The sequence below is a fragment of the Streptomyces sp. NPDC017890 genome, assembly GCF_044328675.1.
Classification (GTDB): Bacteria; Actinomycetota; Actinomycetes; order Streptomycetales; family Streptomycetaceae; genus Streptomyces.
In genome coordinates this window covers 121,566-141,402 of sequence record NZ_JBIRHU010000019.1, presented here as the reverse complement: position 1 = coordinate 141,402, position 19,837 = coordinate 121,566, and the positions used below count along the sequence as shown (strand labels likewise).

18 protein-coding genes are annotated in these 19,837 nt (G+C 72.3%); 11 read left to right on the top strand and 7 right to left on the bottom strand.

What is annotated here, in order from left to right:
* Positions 1–335 precede the first annotated feature (335 nt).
* Positions 336–815 carry a hypothetical protein gene (locus ACH4F2_RS24965; protein WP_398134963.1) on the top strand — a complete coding sequence of 160 codons (480 nt, stop codon included), beginning with the start codon at positions 336–338 and terminating at the stop codon, positions 813–815.
* Here the strand turns inward: ACH4F2_RS24965 and ACH4F2_RS24960 are convergent.
* The 4 genes from ACH4F2_RS24960 to ACH4F2_RS24945 all read right to left on the bottom strand — a co-directional run bounded on the left by ACH4F2_RS24960 (position 784) and on the right by ACH4F2_RS24945 (position 3,536).
* Positions 784–1,407 carry a Maf family protein gene (locus ACH4F2_RS24960; RefSeq protein ID WP_398134962.1) on the bottom strand — a complete coding sequence of 208 codons (624 nt, stop codon included), beginning with the start codon at positions 1,405–1,407 and terminating at the stop codon, positions 784–786. The two genes, ACH4F2_RS24965 and ACH4F2_RS24960, sit on opposite strands and share 32 nt — an antisense overlap.
* A gap of 47 nt (positions 1,408–1,454) precedes the next feature.
* Positions 1,455–1,583 (bottom strand): morphogenic membrane protein MmpB, encoded by a 129-nt coding sequence (gene mmpB, locus ACH4F2_RS24955; protein ID WP_398134961.1) that lies wholly within the window; start codon positions 1,581–1,583, stop codon positions 1,455–1,457.
* A gap of 135 nt (positions 1,584–1,718) precedes the next feature.
* Entirely contained in the window at positions 1,719–1,925 is a 207-nt protein-coding gene (locus ACH4F2_RS24950; protein WP_398134960.1) for an acyl-CoA carboxylase epsilon subunit, read from the bottom strand.
* An 18-nt stretch (positions 1,926–1,943) separates the two neighbouring features.
* On the bottom strand, positions 1,944–3,536 hold the full coding sequence (locus ACH4F2_RS24945) for an acyl-CoA carboxylase subunit beta (RefSeq protein WP_398134959.1): 1,593 nt from the start codon (positions 3,534–3,536) through the stop codon (positions 1,944–1,946).
* Positions 3,537–3,647: 111 nt separating this feature from the next.
* Between ACH4F2_RS24945 and ACH4F2_RS24940 the strand changes: the two genes are divergently transcribed.
* Together ACH4F2_RS24940 and ACH4F2_RS24935 are read left to right on the top strand one after the other, a co-directional pair.
* On the top strand, positions 3,648–4,514 hold the full coding sequence (locus ACH4F2_RS24940; protein WP_398134958.1) for a biotin--[acetyl-CoA-carboxylase] ligase: 867 nt from the start codon (positions 3,648–3,650) through the stop codon (positions 4,512–4,514).
* A gap of 139 nt (positions 4,515–4,653) precedes the next feature.
* Positions 4,654–5,796 carry an adenylate/guanylate cyclase domain-containing protein gene (locus ACH4F2_RS24935; RefSeq protein ID WP_398134957.1) on the top strand — a complete coding sequence of 381 codons (1,143 nt, stop codon included), beginning with the start codon at positions 4,654–4,656 and terminating at the stop codon, positions 5,794–5,796.
* 120 nt (positions 5,797–5,916) lie between these two features.
* On the opposite strand, the gene ACH4F2_RS24930 is transcribed toward ACH4F2_RS24935, so the two are convergent.
* On the bottom strand, positions 5,917–6,654 hold the full coding sequence (locus tag ACH4F2_RS24930) for a hypothetical protein (protein ID WP_398134956.1): 738 nt from the start codon (positions 6,652–6,654) through the stop codon (positions 5,917–5,919).
* A gap of 212 nt (positions 6,655–6,866) precedes the next feature.
* Between ACH4F2_RS24930 and ACH4F2_RS24925 the strand changes: the two genes are divergently transcribed.
* From ACH4F2_RS24925 to hutH, 3 genes are all read left to right on the top strand, one after another.
* Positions 6,867–7,667 (top strand): enoyl-CoA hydratase/isomerase family protein, encoded by an 801-nt coding sequence (locus tag ACH4F2_RS24925; protein WP_398134955.1) that lies wholly within the window; start codon positions 6,867–6,869, stop codon positions 7,665–7,667.
* 98 nt (positions 7,668–7,765) lie between these two features.
* Positions 7,766–8,914, top strand: coding sequence for a diguanylate cyclase domain-containing protein (locus tag ACH4F2_RS24920; RefSeq protein WP_398134954.1), 1,149 nt, complete (start codon positions 7,766–7,768; stop codon positions 8,912–8,914).
* A 94-nt stretch (positions 8,915–9,008) separates the two neighbouring features.
* Positions 9,009–10,547 carry a histidine ammonia-lyase gene (hutH, locus tag ACH4F2_RS24915; RefSeq protein ID WP_398135009.1) on the top strand — a complete coding sequence of 513 codons (1,539 nt, stop codon included), beginning with the start codon at positions 9,009–9,011 and terminating at the stop codon, positions 10,545–10,547.
* A 144-nt stretch (positions 10,548–10,691) separates the two neighbouring features.
* Here the strand turns inward: hutH and ACH4F2_RS24910 are convergent, their stop codons facing one another.
* On the bottom strand, positions 10,692–11,009 hold the full coding sequence (locus tag ACH4F2_RS24910; RefSeq protein ID WP_398134953.1) for a hypothetical protein: 318 nt from the start codon (positions 11,007–11,009) through the stop codon (positions 10,692–10,694).
* Positions 11,010–11,118: 109 nt separating this feature from the next.
* On the opposite strand from ACH4F2_RS24910, the gene ACH4F2_RS24905 reads away from it, so the two are divergent.
* The 3 genes from ACH4F2_RS24905 (at position 11,119) to ACH4F2_RS24895 (ending at position 16,626) form a co-directional block, all read left to right on the top strand.
* On the top strand, positions 11,119–11,472 hold the full coding sequence (locus ACH4F2_RS24905) for a hypothetical protein (RefSeq protein ID WP_398134952.1): 354 nt from the start codon (positions 11,119–11,121) through the stop codon (positions 11,470–11,472).
* Between the two features lie 223 nt (positions 11,473–11,695).
* On the top strand, positions 11,696–12,943 hold the full coding sequence (locus ACH4F2_RS24900; protein WP_398134951.1) for an Ig-like domain-containing protein: 1,248 nt from the start codon (positions 11,696–11,698) through the stop codon (positions 12,941–12,943).
* A gap of 377 nt (positions 12,944–13,320) precedes the next feature.
* Positions 13,321–16,626, top strand: coding sequence for a S8 family peptidase (locus ACH4F2_RS24895; RefSeq protein ID WP_398135008.1), 3,306 nt, complete (start codon positions 13,321–13,323; stop codon positions 16,624–16,626).
* A 63-nt stretch (positions 16,627–16,689) separates the two neighbouring features.
* On the opposite strand, the gene ACH4F2_RS24890 is transcribed toward ACH4F2_RS24895, so the two are convergent.
* Positions 16,690–17,583 carry a helix-turn-helix domain-containing protein gene (locus ACH4F2_RS24890; protein WP_398134950.1) on the bottom strand — a complete coding sequence of 298 codons (894 nt, stop codon included), beginning with the start codon at positions 17,581–17,583 and terminating at the stop codon, positions 16,690–16,692.
* A gap of 169 nt (positions 17,584–17,752) precedes the next feature.
* Here ACH4F2_RS24890 and ACH4F2_RS24885 point away from each other — a divergent pair, with 169 nt between their 5' ends.
* Together ACH4F2_RS24885 and ACH4F2_RS24880 are read left to right on the top strand one after the other, a co-directional pair.
* Positions 17,753–18,793, top strand: coding sequence for an NAD(P)-dependent alcohol dehydrogenase (locus tag ACH4F2_RS24885; protein WP_398134949.1), 1,041 nt, complete (start codon positions 17,753–17,755; stop codon positions 18,791–18,793).
* Between the two features lie 222 nt (positions 18,794–19,015).
* Entirely contained in the window at positions 19,016–19,831 is an 816-nt protein-coding gene (locus tag ACH4F2_RS24880) for an SDR family oxidoreductase (protein ID WP_398134948.1), read from the top strand.
* The last annotated feature ends 6 nt before the right edge of the window (positions 19,832–19,837 follow it).

Genomic DNA, 19,837 nt, shown 5'->3' with positions numbered 1-19,837 from the left:
ACTGCCGACACGGCACTTCGACCCGTCCCCAATGGTGAGCTTGCCCACACGGAGCGTGATTCGAGGCTCACTCGACCCGCGAGATCCCTTGCAGTGCCGCGAAGCGCAGCACTCTTCGGGCAAACCCTAGCCCTCCGATGTGGGCAAGGTCTCTGTAAGAGGGTGCTGCGGGCCACTCCGTTTCTTTGTGGAGTCCCTACGAATGGCCCAATGATTCTTTGCCCGCGGCAGGCCCCTTGCCGCGAGGTTTACTCGTTAGTAACGTTCTGGACGTCTCGAACGTACTTGGGGTAACAGCTGTCCTGCGGGCAGCGGTCGAAAGTGGGTGGGGACCGGTGACGGTGCGCAGGCCGGTGGCGTGGACCGTGGCGGTCGTGCTCTTCGCGGAGGCGGTCGGCGTCGCGGCGCTGAACTGGTTCCTGGGAGTCGTCGTCGACCGGCAGAACATGTCCCTGGCCGGTCTCGACCCGGACATGATGTCCGTGTCCTCGAAGACCGGTGGTGTCGTCTTCGGGCTCTACTTCGCGCTGTGCGGGCTGGTCGCCCTGCTCGTGGCACTGCGCGACCGACCGCCCGCCGGCCCCGGCCGGGCCCTGCTGATCAGCGCCGCCGTGGTGCACGGGCTGCTCGGTGCCTTCACCTGGGGACTGGTCGGCCTGCGGGCCTTCCTGTTCATGGTCGTCGTCCTCGCCCTGATCGTGCTGCTGCTGATGGCCTACGACGCGGACGGGGAGCCCGCGGCAGGGCTCCCCGAGGACCGCGAGGGCGACGGCGGCTCCCCGGTCAGCCCGCCGTCGGCGCCCACAACTCCGTGATGCCGACCCCGAGCTCGGCGAGCAGCCGGCGTACGAGGGGCAGGCTGATGCCGATCACGTTCCCGTGGTCGCCCTCGATGCCGTCGATGAACGGGGCCGAACGGCCGTCCAGCGTGAACGCCCCGGCGACGTACAGCGGCTCGCCGGAGGCCACGTAGGCCGCGATCTCCTCGTCGGTCGGCTCGCCGAAGCGGACGACGGTGGAGGCGGTGGCCGAGACGTGGCGGCCCGAGGCGGTGTCCCAGACGCAGTGGCCGGTCTGGAGAGTGCCCGCCCGGCCGCGCATCGCCTTCCAGCGGGCGGTGGCCTCCTCGGCGTCCGCGGGCTTGCCGAGGGCCTGGCCGTCCAGGTCGAGCACCGAGTCGCAGCCGATCACCAGGGCGCCGTGCACCTCGGGCTTCGCGGCCACGACGGAGGCCTTGGCCTCGGCGAGGGCGAGGGCCAGCTCGGCGGGGGTGGGTGCGGTGACGGCGTCCTCGTCGACGCCGCTCACGAGCACCTCGGGGGAGAGCCCGGCCTGGCGCAGCAGGCCGAGCCGGGCCGGGGACTGGGAGGCGAGGACGAGCCGGCGGCGCGGCTGCTGGTCTGTCATGGGCTCAGGGTATCGGCGGCGCCGGGGGAGCCCGGGGCGCCGGTGCCTCAGCTCAGGCCGATGACGATCATCGCGAGGACCATGGCCGTCGCCAGGAAAACGCTCAGCCGCCGCAGCATGTCCTGCATGTCGCGCAGTTCCTTGGGCGGCTCGTTCTCGGGGTCGGACCACAGCATGCCACCAGCGTGGGCCTTGGGCCGGGGGCGGCGCTTGAGTACGGGTACTCATTCGGGGCGCGGGGTTTGCGTGCGGTGCGCTCACGCGGCGCAGCCGCATGCCGACACGGCCTCGCGCCCCCAGGGGCGTGTTTCTCAGCTCGGCCAGTAGGTGCGGCCCCAGGACGCCGGACCCGGGTGGGGCAGATGGTGGCCTGCGATGCGGGAGGGGTCGGACCACGCGTCGCGCGGGCCCTTCGCGCCGGACGGCTCGGCGGCTGCCGCCCCGGCGCGGGCGCGGACCACCGCCAGGGCGGCGGCCAGCTCCTCCGGGGTCGGGTTGCCCCGTACGACCTTGATCACAGCGGCTCCTTACCGGGCTCAGAGGGGGATGTTGCCGTGCTTCTTCGGGGGAAGGGATTCCCGCTTGGTGCGCAGCTGACGCAGGCCGCGGACGATGTGGCGGCGGGTGTCGGACGGCATGATCACGGCGTCGACGTAGCCGCGTTCGGCCGCGACGTAGGGGTTGAGGAGGGTGTCCTCGTACTCCTGGATCAGGCGCGCGCGGGTGGCCTCGGCGTCGTCACCCGCGTCGGCGATGGTGCGGCGGTGCAGGATGTTGACCGCGCCCTGGGCGCCCATGACGGCGATCTGGGCGGTGGGCCAGGCCAGGTTGAGGTCGGCGCCCAGGTGCTTGGAGCCCATGACGTCGTAGGCGCCGCCGAAGGCCTTGCGGGTGATGACCGTGATGAGCGGGACGGTGGCCTCGGCGTAGGCGAAGATCAGCTTGGCGCCGCGGCGGATGATGCCGTCGTGCTCCTGGTCGACGCCCGGCAGGAAGCCGGGGACGTCCACGAAGGTCAGGACGGGGACGTTGAAGGCGTCGCAGGTGCGGACGAAGCGGGCCGCCTTCTCGGAGGCGGTGATGTCCAGGCAGCCGGCGAACTGCATCGGCTGGTTGGCGACGACGCCGACCGGGCGGCCCTCGACGCGGCCGAAGCCGGTGAGGATGTTCGGCGCGAACAGCGGCTGCGTCTCGAGGAACTCGGCGTCGTCGAGGACGTGCTCGATGACGGTGTGCATGTCGTACGGCTGGTTCGCCGAGTCCGGGACGATCACGTCCAGCTCGCGGTCCTCGTCGGTGACGGCGAGGTCGGCCTCCTCGGGGAAGGCGGGCGGGTCGGAGAGGTTGTTGGACGGCAGGTACGAAAGCAGCTGCTTGACGTACTCGACGGCGTCCTTCTCGTCCCCGGCCATGTGGTGGGCAACGCCCGAGGTGGAGTTGTGGGTGCGGGCGCCGCCCAGCTCCTCGAAGCCGACGTCCTCGCCGGTGACCGTCTTGATGACGTCGGGGCCGGTGATGAACATGTGGCTGGTCTGGTCGACCATCACCGTGAAGTCGGTGATCGCGGGGGAGTACACCGCGCCGCCCGCGCACGGGCCGACGACCAGGCTGATCTGCGGGATGACACCGGAGGCGTGGGTGTTGCGGCGGAAGATCTCCCCGTACGCCCCGAGCGAGGCCACGCCCTCCTGGATGCGGGCACCGCCGGAGTCGTTGATGCCGATGACCGGGCAGCCGGTCTTCAGCGCGAAGTCCATCACCTTGACGATCTTCTGGCCGTAGACCTCGCCCAGTGCCCCGCCGAAGACCGTGAAGTCCTGCGAGAAGACGGCGACCGGGCGGCCGTCGACGGTGCCGTAGCCGGTGACGACGCCATCGCCGTAGGGGCGGTTGGCGTCCAGGCCGAAGTTGGTGGAGCGGTGCCGGGCGAACTCGTCCAGCTCGACGAAGGAGCCCTCGTCGAGGAGGAGGCCGATGCGCTCACGGGCCGTCAGTTTGCCCTTGGCGTGCTGCTTCTCGACGGCGCGTTCCGAACCGGCGTGCGTCGCTTCCTCGATACGGCGCCTGAGATCCGCGAGCTTGCCCGCGGTCGTGTGGATGTCGGGCTGCTGCTCTTCCGGCTCGGACATCGGGATGCGGCTCCCTGCCTGCTCAAACGGTGGGGACGGTTACTCATCCGTAGAGTAGTGGGGGGCCTTCCGATCGGCAGTGCGGTGTTTCCCACACCTAGTGTGGGTTGCATGACGCCCCGAGATGCCTCCGACTCCCCCCGCGGCCGTTGGTCCGACCTGGACCGGCCGCCCCTCAACACCACGGCCCTGCGCCGGGGACTGGTGCGGGAGGGCGGGCTGTGGCGACAGGTGGACGTGGTGCAGCGCACCGGCTCCACCAACTCCGACCTCGTGGCCCGCGCCGCCGAGGGGAAGCAGGCGGAAGGGGTCGTCCTCGTCGCCGAGGAGCAGACCGCCGCGCGGGGCCGCCTGGACCGGCGGTGGACGGCACCGCCCCGCTCCGGGCTCTTCTTCTCCGTACTGCTGCGGCCCGCCGAGGTGCCCGTGGCCCGCTGGGGCTGGCTGCCGCTGCTCACCGGCGTCGCCGTGGCGACCGGACTGTCCCGGGCAGCGGGTGTCGACACGGCCCTGAAGTGGCCCAACGACCTGCTGGTGACCGTCGGCGACGAGGAGCGCAAGGCCGGCGGCATCCTCGCCGAACGGGCCGGGGACGACGGGGTCGTCATCGGCGTCGGCATCAACGTCAGTCTCCGCGCCGACGAGCTGCCGGTCCCGCGGGCCGGGTCCCTGGCGCTGGCCGGCGCCGTCGGCACCGACCGGGACCCGCTGCTGCGGGGGGTGCTGCGGTCGCTGGAGGACTGGTACGGGCGGTGGCGGGCGGCCGGGGGCGACCCGGCGGCCAGCGGGCTGCAGGAGACGTACGCCGCGGGCTGCGCGACGCTCGGGCGGACGGTGCGGGCGGAGCTTCCGGGGGACCGGTCGCTCGTGGGGGAGGCGGTGGCCGTGGACGGGGACGGGAGGCTCGTGCTGGCCACCGAGGCGGGAGTGCAGGAGCCGGTGGGGGCGGGGGACATCGTGCACCTGCGGCCGGCGTGAGCACGTCCGCCCGTGCGGCCCCCGACGAGCCTTTGCCCGCAGGCTGCGGCCGGAGGCTCGTCGGGAGTGAGCTGGGGCACACCTGACGTAAAGTTGGGGCCGGTCGAACCTGACCGCAGCAGATCGGAAGGCAGCAGGCGTGACCGTCGACGACACCGGCTCCGGCGCGGACGGGGACGGCCGGGTGGACCCCGAGCCCGACCCGGAGTCCGGCGACTCCGGCGATGACCCGCTCGCGCTGCGCCTCGAAGGGCTCATCCTGGGCGCCGAGCGCCGCTACACCCCCTTCCAGGCCGCCCGCAGCGCGGGTGTCTCCATGGAGCTGGCGTCCCGTTTCTGGCGGGCCATGGGCTTCGCCGACATCGGCCAGGCCAAGGCACTCACCGAGGCGGACGTCCTCGCCCTGCGGCGCCTGGCCGGTCTGGTCGAGGCGGGGCTGCTCAGCGAGGCCATGGCGGTGCAGGTGGCCCGGTCCACCGGGCAGACCACGGCCCGGTTGGCCGAGTGGCAGATCGACTCCTTCCTGGAGGGCCTCACCGAGCCTCCGGAGCCCGGGATGACGCGCACCGAGGTGACGTACCCCATCGTCGAGCTGCTCCTGCCCGAGCTGCAGGAGTTCCTCGTCTACGTCTGGCGGCGCCAGCTCGCCGCCTCGGCCGGCCGGGTCATCCAGACCGGTGACGACGAGGAGATGGTGGACCGGCGTCTCGCGGTCGGCTTCGCGGACCTGGTCGGATTCACCCGGCTGACCCGACGGATGGAGGAGGAGGAACTCGGCGAGCTGGTCGAGGCCTTCGAGACCACCGCCGCCGACCTGGTGGCCGCACGCGGCGGACGGCTGATCAAGACCCTCGGCGACGAGGTGCTCTACGCCGCCGACGACGCCGGCACGGCCGCCGAGATCGCCCTGCTTCTCGTCGAGACGATGGCGAACGACGAGACCATGCCGGAGCTGCGCGTCGGCATCGCCTTCGGCACGGTGACCACCCGGATGGGCGATGTCTTCGGTACGACCGTCAACCTGGCGTCCCGGCTCACCTCCATAGCCCCCCGGGACGCAGTCCTGGTCGACAGCGCCTTCGCGGAGGAGCTGATCCGTACGCGGGACGCCCCGGCCTCGGAGGCGGTGGCGGCCGAGGAGGCCGCCGCGGCGGAGAAGGAGAGCGAGGAGCCGCCCGCGTACCGCTTCGCGCTCCAGCCGATGTGGCAGCGGCCGGTGCGCGGCCTCGGCGTGGTCGAGCCGTGGCTGCTCACGCGGCGCGGTGACGGCGGGAAGTCGTAGGTCGTAGGTCGTCTGCCGCAGCCGGTCAGTCGTCAGCCGCGGCCATCAGCCCGTCGGCCGTCAGCCCGTCGGCCGCCATCACGCCGTCAGCCACTGGCCGGTCAGCCGTCAGGTCAGGCGTCAGTCGCCGTCATCGCCGTCGAGGAGGTCCGCGCACAGGCCGATGACCGGCACGCACAGGACCGGACCGCCGGGCTCCGGGGCGGGCGGTGTGCCACGGGGCGGTGGCGGGGCCGGCATGGGGTGCGGCGCGGGAGTGCCTGGCCGGGGCGGCTGCGAGGACCGGGGTGGCTGCGCCGGCCCTGGCGGGCGGGGCGGCTGTGGAGCGAGAGGGGGCCGAGCCCCCCGGCTCGTGTTCGGAGTGTCCGGGATGGTCGTCGTGGAGGGGAGCGCGGCCGAGGGGCCGTTCGCGGACGGTTCCGGCCCCGGGACGGGACCCGGCCCCGGGAGGCCGCTCGGACCGCCCATGGCCGAAGTCGCCGACGGACTCACCCCGGGCGAACCGGCGGTGCCCGCGGCGGCGGGGGTCGTCGCCCGGTCCGACGCGGCGCCCCGCGTCCCGCCCGTCTCCACGCGTGACCCCGCCTCGGCGCCGACCCCGGCCACCTCGCCGCCGCCGGGCCCGGACACCAGACGTACGACGCTCAGGGCGCCGGCCGCCAGGGCGAGGCCGCCGACGGCGAGTACCGCCTTGTGGGGGCGGGGCCTGCGGTGCCGGCCTCGGCGTCCCCGCGGGTGCTGCGGACTCGCCGGTGTGCCGGTCGTGCCGAGCCCGGTGCCGGTCCTGCCGGTCGCGCCGGTCGTGCCGAGCCCGGTGCCGGTCCTGCCGGTCGCGCCGGTCGTGCCGAACGTCGTCATGATCCCTCCCCGGTGCGCACGCGCCCCCGCCGCGCCGTGGCGGAGCGAGGCTAGGCGCTCCCGCCCTGCCGGGGCGTGGCGGTCGGCCGGATGTCACTCGAACGGGTGGGCGGAGCACGGTGGCAGGCGGACGCGTCCGGCCTTTCGCCGCGCGGGTGGGCCTGCGATGATCGGGTGGTCGACTTGTTAACACGCGTTAACCGGAGGGTGTCATGAGCGAGGAGCGGTTCGGAGAGTTCGTGCTGGTGCGGCGGCACGGGGACGGGCATGTCGCGGAGCTCGCGCTCGACCGGCCGAAGGCCATGAACGCCGTCTCCACCGCGATGGCCCGGTCCGTCGCGGCGGCGTGCGCGGCGCTGGGCGAGGACCGGAGCGTACGGGTGGTGGTGCTGACCTCGACCCACGAGCGGGCGTTCTGTGTCGGGGCCGACCTGAAGGAGCGCAACTCCTTCTCCGACGCCGATCTGCTGCGGCAGCGGCCGGTGGCGCGGGCGGCGTACACCGCGGTGCTAGAGCTGCCGGTGCCGACGATCGCGGCCGTGCACGGGTTCGCGCTGGGGGGAGGATTCGAGCTGGCGCTGTCGTGCGACGTGATCGTGGCCGACCGCACCGCGGTGGTGGGGCTGCCCGAGGTGTCCGTCGGGGTGATTCCGGGCGGCGGCGGTACGCAGCTGCTGCCGCGGCGGGTGGGGGCGGCGCGCGCCGCCGAGCTGGTGTTCACGGCACGGAGGGTGGAGGCCGGGGAGGCGCGCGAGCTGGGGCTCGTGGACCAGCTGGTGGACGAGGGGCGGGACCGGGAGGAGGCGCTGGACCTCGCGTCCCGGATGGCCGCGAACTCGCCCGTGGGGCTGCGGGCCGCCAAGCGGGCGCTGCGGCTCGGGCACGGGCTGGATCTGCGGGCCGGGCTGGAGGTCGAGGACGCGGCGTGGCGGTCGGTGGCGTTCTCGGGTGACCGGGCGGAGGGAGTGGCGGCGTTCAACGAGAAGCGGGCGCCGCGGTGGCCGGGGGAATGAGGACACTGTGCGAGGCCGGCACCGGCACCGGCGGATCGGTCGTCCCCGTTCGCCCTACTTGAGTCTCGTTCGGGCGTGAATCTCCCTAGCCTGGAGTGATGGGTGAGGACGGGCGGCTCGCGGCCGTAGTGGCACTGGCGCAGGGCATGGCCGCCGCGCACAGCGCGCGCGACGCGTGGCGGGCGGCGGCCGTCGGCGGGTGCCTGGCGCTGGGCGGCAGCTTCGCCGCGCTGTCGGTGTGGGAGCGCGAGCTGGGCCGTCTCCGGGTCCTGGTGAACATCGGCCGGCTGGCCGAGGGCGAGGAGGAGTTCCCGGAGGACGAGTCCTACCCGGTGCACCAGTTCGCGGAGATCACCGAGTTCCTGCACGAGCGGTGGGCCGGCGGCGGTGAGCCCGACGCCTGGGTGGAGACGGCCGAGGGGCCCGCCGCCGGGCGTCCCGGATACGTCCACCAGCGCGTCGCGGCCCTGCGCCGCCGGGGGCGCGGCTGCTGTGTGGTCGCGCCGATCGTGCTGCACGGCCGCGCCTGGGGCGAGCTGTACGTGGCCCGTCCGGTGGGGGAGCGCGTCTTCGAGCGGGCCGACGCGGACTTCGCCACCGTGCTGGCCTCGGTCGTCGCCGCCGGGATAGCGCAGACCGAGCGGCTGGAGGAGGTCCGGCGCCTCGCGTTCACCGACGCGCTCACCGGGCTGGCCAACCGTCGCGCCGTCGACTCCGCGCTGGACGAGGCCGTCGAGCGGCACCGCGAGGAGAGTGTCGTCGTCAGTCTCGTCGTATGTGATCTGAACGGCCTGAAGCGGGTGAACGACACGCACGGGCACGCCGTCGGCGACCGGCTCCTGGAGCGTTTCGGGTCGGTGCTGTCGCTGTGCGGGGCGATGCTGCCGGGGGCGCTCGCGGCGCGGCTCGGCGGGGACGAGTTCTGTCTGCTCGCGGTCGGGCCGTCCGCCGACGAGGTGGTCAAGGCGGCCGAGGAGCTGTGCCGCCGGGCGGCCGAGCTGGAGCTCGGTGACGGCGTGGCCTGCGGGGTCGCGTCCACGGAGGACCCCGTGGGGCCGGTTCTCAGTGCCCGCCGGCTGTTCCGGCTCGCCGACGCCGCCCAGTACCGCGCCAAGGCCGAACGGTCGGCCGGGCCGGTCGTCGCCGGGCGTGAGGGGCCCGACGATCCCGTCGTACGGCTCGCGGACGAGCCGTCCCGGGAGGAGGACGGGGAGCGCAGGCGGTTCCGCGGGCGGCACTCTCCGTAGGGCCGACGCCGGTAAGGGGTGAAACCGGGGCTCGCTGGTGACGTACCGCCTCGTGACATCATCGAATTCAGTGCGTACGCTCCTGAATATGGATATGCACAGTGTGGTGGTGGGGACCACCGGAGTCACCGCGTCCGACGTCCTCGCCGTGGCGCGCGCCGGCACCCGGGTCGAGCTCTCCGACGACGCGGTGGCCGCCCTGGCCGCGGCCCGCGGGATCGTGGACGCGCTGGCCGCCAAGCCGGACCCCGTGTACGGCGTGAGCACCGGTTTCGGCGCCCTGGCGACCCGGCACATCAGCCCGGACCTCAGGGCTCAGCTGCAGCGCAACATCGTCCGCTCGCACGCCGCCGGGATGGGCCCGCGCGTCGAGCGCGAGGTGGTCCGCGCGCTGATGTTCCTGCGGCTGAAGACCGTCTGCTCCGGGCACACCGGCGTCCGCCCCGAGGTCGCGCAGACCATGGCCGACGTCCTCAACGCGGGGATCACCCCGGTCGTGCACGAGTACGGCTCCCTCGGCTGCTCCGGCGACCTCGCCCCGCTGTCGCACTGCGCGCTCACCCTCATGGGCGAGGGGGACGCGGAGGGCCCCGACGGCACCGTGCGGCCGGCCGGCGAGCTGCTCGCCGAGCACGGGATCACCCCCGTCGAACTGCGCGAGAAGGAGGGCCTCGCCCTCCTCAACGGCACCGACGGCATGCTCGGCATGCTGATCATGGCCCTCGCCGACCTCGACACCCTCTACAAGTCCGCCGACATCACCGCCGCGCTGACCATGGAGGCCCTGCTCGGCACCGACCGCGTACTCGCCCCCGAGCTGCACGCCATCCGCCCGCACCCCGGGCAGGCCGCCAGCGCCGCCAACATGGCCGCCGTGCTCAAGGGCTCCGGCCTCACCGGGCACCACCAGGACGACGCCCCCCGCGTCCAGGACGCCTACTCGGTGCGCTGCGCCCCACAGGTGGCCGGCGCCGGACGCGACACCATGGCCCACGCCGGCCTGGTCGCCGAACGCGAGCTGGCGGCGGCGGTGGACAACCCGGTCGTTCTCCCCGACGGGCGCGTGGAGTCCAACGGGAACTTCCACGGCGCCCCGGTCGCCTACGTGCTCGACTTCCTCGCCGTCGCCGTCGCGGACCTCGGCTCCATCGCCGAGCGGCGCACCGACCGGCTCCTCGACAAGAACCGCAGCCACGGCCTGCCGCCGTTCCTCGCGGACGACGCCGGCGTCGACTCCGGCCTGATGATCGCCCAGTACACGCAGGCCGCCCTGGTCAGCGAGTTGAAGCGGCTCGCCGTACCGGCCTCGGCGGACTCGATCCCGTCCTCCGCGATGCAGGAGGACCACGTGTCGATGGGCTGGTCGGCGGCGCGCAAGCTGCGCACGGCCGTCGACAACCTCACCCGCGTGATCGCCGTCGAGCTGTACGCCGCCACGCGCGCGATCGAGCTGCGCGAGGGCCTCACCCCCGCCCCCGCCACGCAGGCCGTCATCGAGGCCGCCCGCGCGGCCGGTGTCGAGGGTCCAGGGCCGGACCGCTACCTGGCGCCCGACCTCGCCGCGGCGGACGCGTTCGTGCGCGCCGGGCACCTGGTCGCGGCGGCGGAGACGGTCACCGGGCCGTTGCGCTAGCGGAGCCGGCGACGCACGAGGGGCCCTGTCGGGACGACGGGGCCCCGCTGCGCTGCCTCCGAACGGCCGCCCTCCGAACGGCCGCCACTCCCGACGGTCGCTGCTCCCGTACGGTCAAAAAAGCCAAAAGAACGTCAAGCGCTTTCAAAATCCGAGGCGTTCCCGGCGCACCGAATACCCGACGAAGCCGACACCGAGACTGAGGCAGAGGGCACCGCCGACGACGTACGGCGTGCTGTCGAAGCTTCCGGTGTCGGCCAGGCGGGTCGTGCCCTCACCGGTGATCGCCGTGCCCGTGGACGCGACTCTCGCCTGCTGGGTGACCTGCGGAGACGGTGTCGCGGCGGCGGACTCGAGCGCCGGTGTGTCGGGTGTCGCGTTCGCGGACGGGACGAACCACATGGCGCACAGCAGGCCGCCTGCGGCGGCGGCGGTCAGCAACGGACGGCGAGCGGATGACACGGAATATCGATCCCCTTGTGGCGCTGGCGAATTGGCCGTGTGGGCAGATGTTAGTGAAAGTCGCGGGTCACAGGAAAGTCACGGGAGCGGCCGGCCTTACGCTCCGGGCATGAGCACTCCAGAGACATCACGTTTTGTACGGATTCGCGTAGAGCTCGTTCTGGCGGTCGACGACGAGGAGGCCGTCACCGGGGCCGCGCTGCAGTCCCTCGCCGACGACGTCGAGCTGCCCGACGCGGAACGGGCCCACGCCGAGCGCGCTGTGACGGAGGACACCGCCGAGGCGCTGGCCCATCTCGTGGACCCGTTCGACCTGGTCAGCCAGGTGCCCGGCGTCGAGCTCCAGCAGGCCTCCTGGAGCAGCGAGCTGGTCGACTACGACCCCGATTCGCCCGAATGGGACCTCGACGAGGAAGATGGCGGCGAGAACGACCCGGAAGACGATGAAATGACGGTCGGCTGACGCAGTGTGGGGAAAAACGTGCCCCCGGGCGGCAACCGCCGCCCGGGGTTTCGTCGTCTCACGGGGCGCGCCGGCCGGCCCCCGCATCCCCCGCCCTTGCGGCAAACGTGGTATGCCCCACACATGCGAGCGATGTGGAACGGGACGAACCGGTCGTAGCGTTGGAAGTTCTTGACGGGGAATCTCGGGGTTTCCGGAATCGGCAACGATGGAGAAGCGTGTGATGACGGACGGTAAGCGGCGCAAGGGTCTGGTGGCCGCGTCCGCACTGCTCGGCGGTGTGCTGGTGCTCTCGGCATGTTCCAGTAGCGACGCCGACACCTCCGGGGGTGGGGACGGCAGGACGTCGCAGGCCGAGGTGGACGAGGCGGCGGCCGAGAAGGCGTCCGAGGCCCAGATCAAGATCACACCCGAGGACAACTCGGACAACGCCTCCATCAACAACTCCGCCGGCGTCACCGTGAGCAAGGGCACGCTCACCGAGGTGAAGATGACCGCCACCGACGGCACCGTGGTCAAGGGTGAGATATCCGCCGACAAGACCAGCTGGAAGCCCAGCGGGCAGCTGGAGCGGGCCACCACCTACAAGCTGACGGCGACCGCGAAGGACTCCGAGGGCCGCGCCGCCCACGAGAACGCGTCGTTCACCACGGTCTCCCAGAAGAACAGCTTCATCGGCACCTTCACCCCGGACGACGGCACCACCGTCGGCGTCGGCATGCCCGTGTCGATCAACTTCGACAAGCAGATCACCGACAAGGCCGCCGTCCAGAAGGGCATCACGGTCAACACGACCAGCGGCCAGGAGGTCTCCTGCCACTGGTTCAGCACCCAGCGCATGGACTGCCGCCCCGAGGACTACTGGCAGGAGGGCTCGACCGTCACCCTCAAGCTGGCGCTCGACGGGGTGGAGGGCGCCGAGGGCGTCTACGGCGTGCAGCAGAAGTCGGTCAGCTTCAAGATCGGCCGCAACCAGGTCTCGTACGTCGACGCGAAGACCAAGCAGATGAAGATCACGCAGGACGGCAAGACCGTCAAGACGATCCCGATCTCCGCCGGCTCCCCCGAGAACAAGACCTACGAAGGCCAGATGGTGATCTCCGAGAAGTTCAAGGAGACCCGGATGGACGGCTCGACGGTCGGCTTCACCGACGACGACGGCAAGGGCGAGTACGACATCAAGGACGTGCCCCACGCCATGCGCCTGAGCACCTCCGGCACCTTCATCCACGGCAACTACTGGAGCAAGGGCATCTTCGGCAGCGCCAACACCAGCCACGGCTGCGTGGGCCTGGCCGACACCCAGGGTGCCGACGACCCGAACACGCCGGGTGCCTGGTTCTACAACAACTCCATCGTCGGCGACGTGGTCGTCGTCCAGAACACCGGCGACAAGACCATCGCCCCGGACAACGGCCTCAACGGCTGGAACATGGACTGGGCCCAGTGGAAGGCGGGTTCGGCGGTCTGACGCCGAACGCACCGCGGCCGGCCGCGACTTCACCCGGACGCCCGTCGCCCCTCACCGGGGCGGCGGGCGTCCGGCGTTCAACACCCTTGAAATGTCACGGAGTTCGCGCGAACGCGTAACGCCTGACGGCGGTCTCGTAACAGGCGGCAGGCGGTTTCCCGACCGTCCCCGCCACCGCCGCTGCCGCCCTTGAGGGGCCGATCTTCCCTCGGCATACTCCGAGTTCCGGGGGAGCACGCGCGTGCGAGACCACCCCCCGGCCGGGTGAACGGGGAATTCTCCCGGTACTTCCGCAAGGGGGAACGTTGCGCAGACAAGTGAAAAGGGCCGGGGCGGCCACGGTCGCCACGGCGGCGGCCGTGGCCCTCGCGGCGGGCATGACCAGCCCGGCCGCGGCGGACGGGGCACGGACGGCGGACGGGGGCCGTACGGCGGCCACGGCGCAGGCCGAGGCCGCACAGGCCGGTGCCGCACAGGCCGCCTCCGGCACGGCCGGGCACCGCGTCACGCTGATCACCGGCGACCGGGTCACCGTCGACGCCAAGGGCCGCGTCGTCGGCCTGGAGCGGGCCGAGGGCCGCGAGCACATACCCGTCCAGATACGCAGAGCCGGCGGACACACCCTCGTCGTCCCGGCCGACGCCGCCCGCCTGGTCGCCACCGGCAGGCTGGACCAGCGCCTCTTCGACATCACCGAGCTGAACAAGGCCACTACCCGCAAGGCCCAGAAGAACGGCCTGAAGGTCATCGTCGGCTACCGGGGCAGCGCGAAGGCCACCAAGGCCGACGTCCGCGACGCGGGCACCCTCCGCCGCGCCCTCACCTCGCTGAACGCCGACGCCGTGCAGACCCCGCACGAGGACGCGCCCGAGCTGTGGGACGCGGTCACCGACGGCGAGAAGACCGCCTCCGGTATCGCGCACGTCTGGCTCGACGGCGTCCGCAGGGCCAGCCTCGACAGGTCCGTCCCGCAGATCGGCGCCCCCGAGGCGTGGGCCGCCGGCTACGACGGCAAGGGCGTCAAGATCGCCGTACTGGACACCGGAGTGGACACCAGCCACCCCGACCTGAAGAACCAGGTCGTCGCGTCCAGGAACTTCTCCCTCTCACCCGACGCCACCGACCGGCACGGTCACGGCACCCACGTCGCCTCCATCGCCGCCGGCACCGGCGCGAAGGCGGGCGCCACGTACAAGGGCGTGGCCCCAGGCGCCGAGGTGCTCAACGGCAAGGTGCTCGACGACGGCGGCTTCGGCGACGACTCCGGCATCCTCGCCGGCATGGAGTGGGCGGCCGCGCAGGGCGCCGACGTCATCAACCTCAGCCTGGGCGGCGGCGACACCCCGGAGATCGACCCGCTGGAAGCCGAGGTCAACAGGCTCTCCGAGGAGAAGGGCATTCTCTTCGTCATCGCCGCCGGCAACGAGGGCGGACTCGGCGACCGCACCGTCGGCTCCCCGGGCAGCGCCGCCGCCGCACTGACCGTCGGAGCGGTCGACGACGGGGACGAGCTCGCGCCCTTCTCCAGCACCGGCCCCGGCCTCGACGGCGCGATCAAGCCCGACGTGACCGCCCCCGGCGTCGACATCACCGCCGCCTCCGCCCAGGGCAGCGTCCTCGCCCGGGAGGAGGGCGAAAAACCCGCCGGGTACGTCACCATCTCCGGTACGTCGATGGCGACCCCGCACGTCGCGGGCGCCGCGGCCCTCCTCAAGCAGCAGCACCCCGACTGGACGTACGCCGAGCTGAAGGGCGCGCTGACGGGATCGGCGAAGGGCGGCGCGTACACGCCCTTCCAGCAGGGTTCGGGCCGCGTCCAGGTCGACAAGGCGGTCAGGCAGACCGTGATCGCCGACCCGGTGTCGGCCACCTTCGGCACCCAGCAGTGGCCGCACACCGACGACGAACCGGTCACCAAGCAGCTGACCTACCGCAACCTCGGCACCGAGGACGTCACGCTCAAGCTGACGTCGACCGCGACCGACCCCGGGGGCAGGGCGGCCCCCGCGGGCTTCTTCAAGCTGGGCGCCACCTCGGTCACCGTCCCCGCGGGCGGCAAGGCCTCCGTGGCCCTCACCGCCGACACCAGGCTCGGCGGCACCGTCGACGGCACCTACTCGGCGTACGTCACGGCGGACGGCGGCGGGCAGACCGTCCGCACCGCCGCCGCCGTACAGCGCGAGGTGGAGACGTACGACGTCACGCTGAAGGTCATCGGACGCGACGGAAAACCGACCCCGAAGTACGAGACCGACCTGTTCGGTACCTCCGGCCTCGGCAAGGACACCTGGTTCACTCCGTACGAGGCCGACGGCACCGTCACCGCCCGTCTGCCCAAGGGCGGTTACATCCTCAACTCCTCGATCCGCGTGAGCGACGACCCGGAGACCTGGAAGGGCGCCGACTGGATCGCCCAGCCGAAACTGGACGTCACCGGGAACACCACCATCACCCTGGACGCGCGCACCGCGAAGCCGGTGAACATCACCGTCCCGGACAAGACCGCGAAGCCCGAGCTCGCCGCCGTCGACTTCACCGTGGAGGCGGACGGCAGCCACTACGGCTACGGCTGGTGGCTGGACTCCTACGAGGGCCTGCGCACCCGGCACCTCGGCCCGCGCATCACCGACGGCTCGCTCAGCCAGCAGTGGGACGGCCACTGGAGCAAGGGCGCCGAGGAGCAGTACGACACCGTCACCGGCGGCCGGACCGAACAGCTCGCCACCGGCTACACCCGGCACTACAAGGCGGGCGAGCTGGCCACCCTCAAGGCCGGCCTCGGCGCCTCCGCGAGCGGGAAGAAGGGCGCGATCTCCGCGGTCGGCTGGCTGCCCGGCGGCCTCAGCGGCTCCTCGATCGGCATCGAGCAGTCCCTGCCCGGCACCCGCACCCTGCACCTGTCCACCGGGGGCGGCGTGACGTGGGACCTCGGCTTCGAGCAGTACGGCGGCGAGGACGCCGACGGCTTCTCCGTCGTCGAGGCCGGCTACACGCTCGCCACGCCCCAGCGCTACAAGGCGGGCAGGAGCTACGCGCAGACCTTCAACACAGCCGTCTTCGGTCCGCGCCTCACCTCGGACTTCGGCCTCTACCGCGACGGCGACGCCATCACCGGCTTCGTCCCGCTCTTCGCCGACGGCAAGGGCCACGCGGGCTCCTCGGCTTTCACCTCGGTCGCCACCACGCTCTACCGCAACGGCACCAAGGTCGGCTCCCACCAGGACCCGCTGTTCGGCGAGGACGAGTTCCAGGTCCCCTCCGGTGACGCCCGGTACCGGCTGACGACGTCGGTCAAGCGTTCCGCGAAGGTCGCCGCGGCCTCCAGCCGCATCGACGCGAGCTGGACGTTCCGCTCCAAGCGGACGGCCGAACTCACCGAGCTGCCCGCGTCCGTCGCCCGTTTCGCCGCGGCCACCGGTCTGGACAGCAGGGTCACGGCAGGCAAGCAGGTCACCGTCCCGGTCACCGTCGAGGGCGCGGCCGCGGGCCGCAACCTCAAGTCCCTCACGGTGCACGTCTCCTACGACCACGGCAAGACCTGGAAGAAGGCCACCGTGAAGAAGGGCAAGGTGACCGTCAGGAACCCGGCGAAGGGGAAGTCCGTCTCCTTCCGCGCCACGATCACCGACAAGCAGAAGAACGAGTCGGTGATCACGCTGTACGACGCGTACTTCGGCAAGTAGACCGTGAGCAGGCGGCCCGCCGGGGGAGCAGTCCCCCGGCGGGCCGCCCGTACGGCTTCCCGGTCAGGACGCCGGCGTCCCGGTGCCCGTACCCGTCCGTGCGGCGTCCGCCCCCCAGCTCGCCAGCAGCCGCAGGCCCTCCGCGGAAGGGGAGCCCGGCTCGGCGTGGTACGTGACGAACGCCTGTTCGTCGTCGTCCACCAGGCGGAACGTCTCGAAGGACAGCATCAGGTCACCGACCAGCGGGTGCCGCATCCGCTTGACGCCGTGGCTCTTCTCCTTGACGTCGTGCGTGGCCCACAGCCGACGGAACTCCTCGCTCTTCACGGACAGTTCGCCGACCAGCGCCGACAGCCGGGGATCGTCCGGGTGCCGGCCCGCGTCCATGCGCAGGAAACTGACCATGTCGTACGCCTTCTGGTCCCAGTCCACGAACAGGTCGCGGTAGTCCGGGTTCAGGAAGACCAGCCGCGCCCAGTTGCGCTCCTCGGCCGGCAGCCTGCCCCAGTCGCCGAAGAGGGCCGCCGCCATCCGGTTCCAGGCGAGGATCTCCGAGCGCCGGCCCGTCACGTACGCGGGCACCGTGTCGATCGACTCCAGCAACTGGAGCAGCGCCACCCGCACCGGCTGCTGCGCCCGTGCCGCCGACGCACGCCGGCGCTGCTGCTTGGGTTTCGCCAGATGCGTCAGGTGCGCCTGCTCGGCGTCGGACAGCCTCAGCGCGCGGGCGATCGCGTCGAGGACCTCCGCTGACACGTTCCGCCCGTTGCCCTGCTCCAGGCGTGTGTAGTACGCCACCGACACCCCGGCCAGCTGCGCCAGCTCCTCCCGGCGCAAGCCCGGTACCCGGCGGTGCCGCCCGAACGACGGCAGTCCCACGTCCTCCGGCTTCAGCCGGGCCCGCCGGGTGCGCAGGAACTCGCTCAGTTCGGCACGCCGGTCCAGCTGTCCATCCATGTCCTCCAGTATTGCCGGACGTATTCCCGGTCGTACGCCCCGGAGCCTGTCCCCGCCAGTGGTACGCACGCTGGTCGTAGGCAAAGCCGTGGTCTGGGTGGATGTCCGCAGCGCAGGCAGGCTGGAGGCCATACCCACACCGCTGTCACGAGAATTCCGGAGACCCGGCATGACCACTGTCGCCGCATACGCCGCACCCGCCGCCAAGGCACCGCTGGAGCGGACCACCATCGAGCGGCGCGAGGTGCGCGAGCACGACGTCCTGATCGACATCAAGTTCGCCGGCATCTGCCACTCCGACATCCACCAGGTACAGGAAGGCTGGGGCGAGGCCATCTTCCCGATGGTCCCCGGCCACGAGATCGCCGGCATCGTCTCCGAGGTCGGCGCCGGCGTCACCAAGTACGCCGTCGGCGACCGGGTGGGCGTCGGCTGCATGGTCGACTCCTGCGGAGAGTGCGACAACTGCGAGGCCGGCCAGGAGCAGTACTGCGCCGCCGGCAACATCGGGACCTACAACGCCGTGGGCAAGGACGGCGAGCCGACCTACGGCGGCTACTCCGAGAAGATCGTCGTCGACGAGAACTTCGTCCTCGGCATCCCCGAGGGCATCGCGCTGGACGAGGCCGCGCCCCTGCTGTGCGCCGGCATCACCACGTACTCCCCGCTCAGGCACTGGAACGCCGGCCCCGGCAAGAAGGTCGCCGTCGTCGGCATGGGCGGCCTCGGCCACATGGGCGTCAAGCTCGCGCACGCCATGGGCGCGGAGGTCACCGTGCTGTCGCAGTCGCTGCGCAAGCAGGAGGACGGCCTGAAGCTGGGCGCCGACCACTACTACGCCACCAGCGACCCGGCCACCTTCGAGCAGCTGGCGGGCACCTTCGACCTGATCGTCTCGACGGTCTCGGCCCCGCTCGACTTCGGCGCCTACCTGGGCCTGCTGAAGACGGACGGCGCCCTGGTGAACGTCGGCGCCCCCGAGGAGCCGGTCTCCCTCAACCTGTTCACGCTGCTCGGCGGCCGCAAGACCCTCGCCGGGTCCATGATCGGCGGCATCCGGGAGACCCAGGAGATGCTGGACTTCTGCGCCGAGCACGGCATCGGCGCCGAGATCGAGCTGATCGCCGCGTCCGAGGTCAACGAGGCGTACGAGCGGGTCCTGGCCAGCGACGTGCGGTACCGCTTCGTGATCGACACGGCGACGATCTGACGCGCCTGACGCGCCTGACGCGCCCGACGCGCCTGACGCGCCCGACGCGCCGGTCCGGCCGGTCCCGCCGGGAAATCTTTTCTGGATTTTCTCCCCCCGGCTGTCACACGGCTGCGACGCCCCGGGTCATACCGCCGTAGACACACACGGCGGACGCCCGGACGGACAGGAACCAGGAACCAGACTCCTGTCCGTCCGGGCGCCAGGACCCCGGGAGCAGTCATGACGTACCCCTCGTCCCCCACCACCCCCCTCCTGGTCACCGGCGGCACGGGCACCCTGGGCGGCCACGTCGTCCCGCTGCTGCGGGCGGCCGGCCACGAGGTACGGATCCTCACCCGCCGCCCCCGCCCCGACGAGGACGGCGTCACGTACGTCACCGGCGACCTCCTCACCGGCGAGGGCGTCGAGGCCGCCGTCGACGGCGTGCACACCGTCCTGCACCTGGCGGGCGGCCCCAAGGGTGACGACGAGGCGACCCGCACGCTGGTGCGCGCCGCCGCGCAGGCGGACGTACGGCACCTCGTGTACATCTCGGTCGTGGGCGCCGACAGCGTCCCGCTGGCGTGGCTGCGTACCAAGCTGGACTCGGAGCGGGCGATCGCCGACTCGGGCATCGCGTGGACGGTGCTGCGGGCGGCCCAGTTCCACGAGCTGACCCTGACGATGATCGAGAAGATGGCCAAGCTGCCGGTCCTCCCCGTCCCGGGCGGACTGCGCCTCCAGCCGGTCGACTCCCGCGAGGTCGCCGCCCGCCTGGCCGAACTGACCCTCGCCGCACCCGCCGGCCGGGTCCCCGACATGACCGGCCCCGAGGTCCACGACCTGGCCGCCCTGGCCCGCCCGTACCTCGCCCTGCACGCGAGGCGTCGGCGCCCCCACCTGCCGGTCCGCATCCCCGGCAAGGCCGGCCGGGCCTACCGCGCGGGGGCGAACCTCACGCTGGAGGGGGCGCGGGTGGGCCGGCGGACGTGGGAGGAGTTCCTGACGGAGCGGGCGGGGCGCCGAACGGCGACGGCTCCCGCGCACCTCGGGTGACTCCGA

Bases quoted from the DNA above. Each gene is read 5' to 3' on its own strand.
- hutH (WP_398135009.1), top strand. From the start codon at position 9,009: ATGCACAGTGTGGTGGTGGGGACCACCGGAGTCACCGCGTCCGACGTC.
- ACH4F2_RS24885 (WP_398134949.1), top strand. From the start codon at position 17,753: ATGACCACTGTCGCCGCATACGCCGCACCCGCCGCCAAGGCACCGCTG.
- ACH4F2_RS24925 (WP_398134955.1), top strand. From the start codon at position 6,867: ATGAGCGAGGAGCGGTTCGGAGAGTTCGTGCTGGTGCGGCGGCACGGG.
- ACH4F2_RS24905 (WP_398134952.1), top strand. From the start codon at position 11,119: ATGAGCACTCCAGAGACATCACGTTTTGTACGGATTCGCGTAGAGCTC.
- mmpB (WP_398134961.1), bottom strand. From the start codon at position 1,583: ATGCTGTGGTCCGACCCCGAGAACGAGCCGCCCAAGGAACTGCGCGAC.
- ACH4F2_RS24945 (WP_398134959.1), bottom strand. From the start codon at position 3,536: ATGTCCGAGCCGGAAGAGCAGCAGCCCGACATCCACACGACCGCGGGC.
- ACH4F2_RS24930 (WP_398134956.1), bottom strand. From the start codon at position 6,654: ATGACGACGTTCGGCACGACCGGCGCGACCGGCAGGACCGGCACCGGG.
- ACH4F2_RS24920 (WP_398134954.1), top strand. From the start codon at position 7,766: ATGGGTGAGGACGGGCGGCTCGCGGCCGTAGTGGCACTGGCGCAGGGC.
- ACH4F2_RS24880 (WP_398134948.1), top strand. From the start codon at position 19,016: ATGACGTACCCCTCGTCCCCCACCACCCCCCTCCTGGTCACCGGCGGC.
- ACH4F2_RS24895 (WP_398135008.1), top strand. From the start codon at position 13,321: ATGACCAGCCCGGCCGCGGCGGACGGGGCACGGACGGCGGACGGGGGC.
- ACH4F2_RS24890 (WP_398134950.1), bottom strand. From the start codon at position 17,583: ATGGATGGACAGCTGGACCGGCGTGCCGAACTGAGCGAGTTCCTGCGC.
- ACH4F2_RS24900 (WP_398134951.1), top strand. From the start codon at position 11,696: ATGACGGACGGTAAGCGGCGCAAGGGTCTGGTGGCCGCGTCCGCACTG.
- ACH4F2_RS24940 (WP_398134958.1), top strand. From the start codon at position 3,648: ATGACGCCCCGAGATGCCTCCGACTCCCCCCGCGGCCGTTGGTCCGAC.
- ACH4F2_RS24960 (WP_398134962.1), bottom strand. From the start codon at position 1,407: ATGACAGACCAGCAGCCGCGCCGCCGGCTCGTCCTCGCCTCCCAGTCC.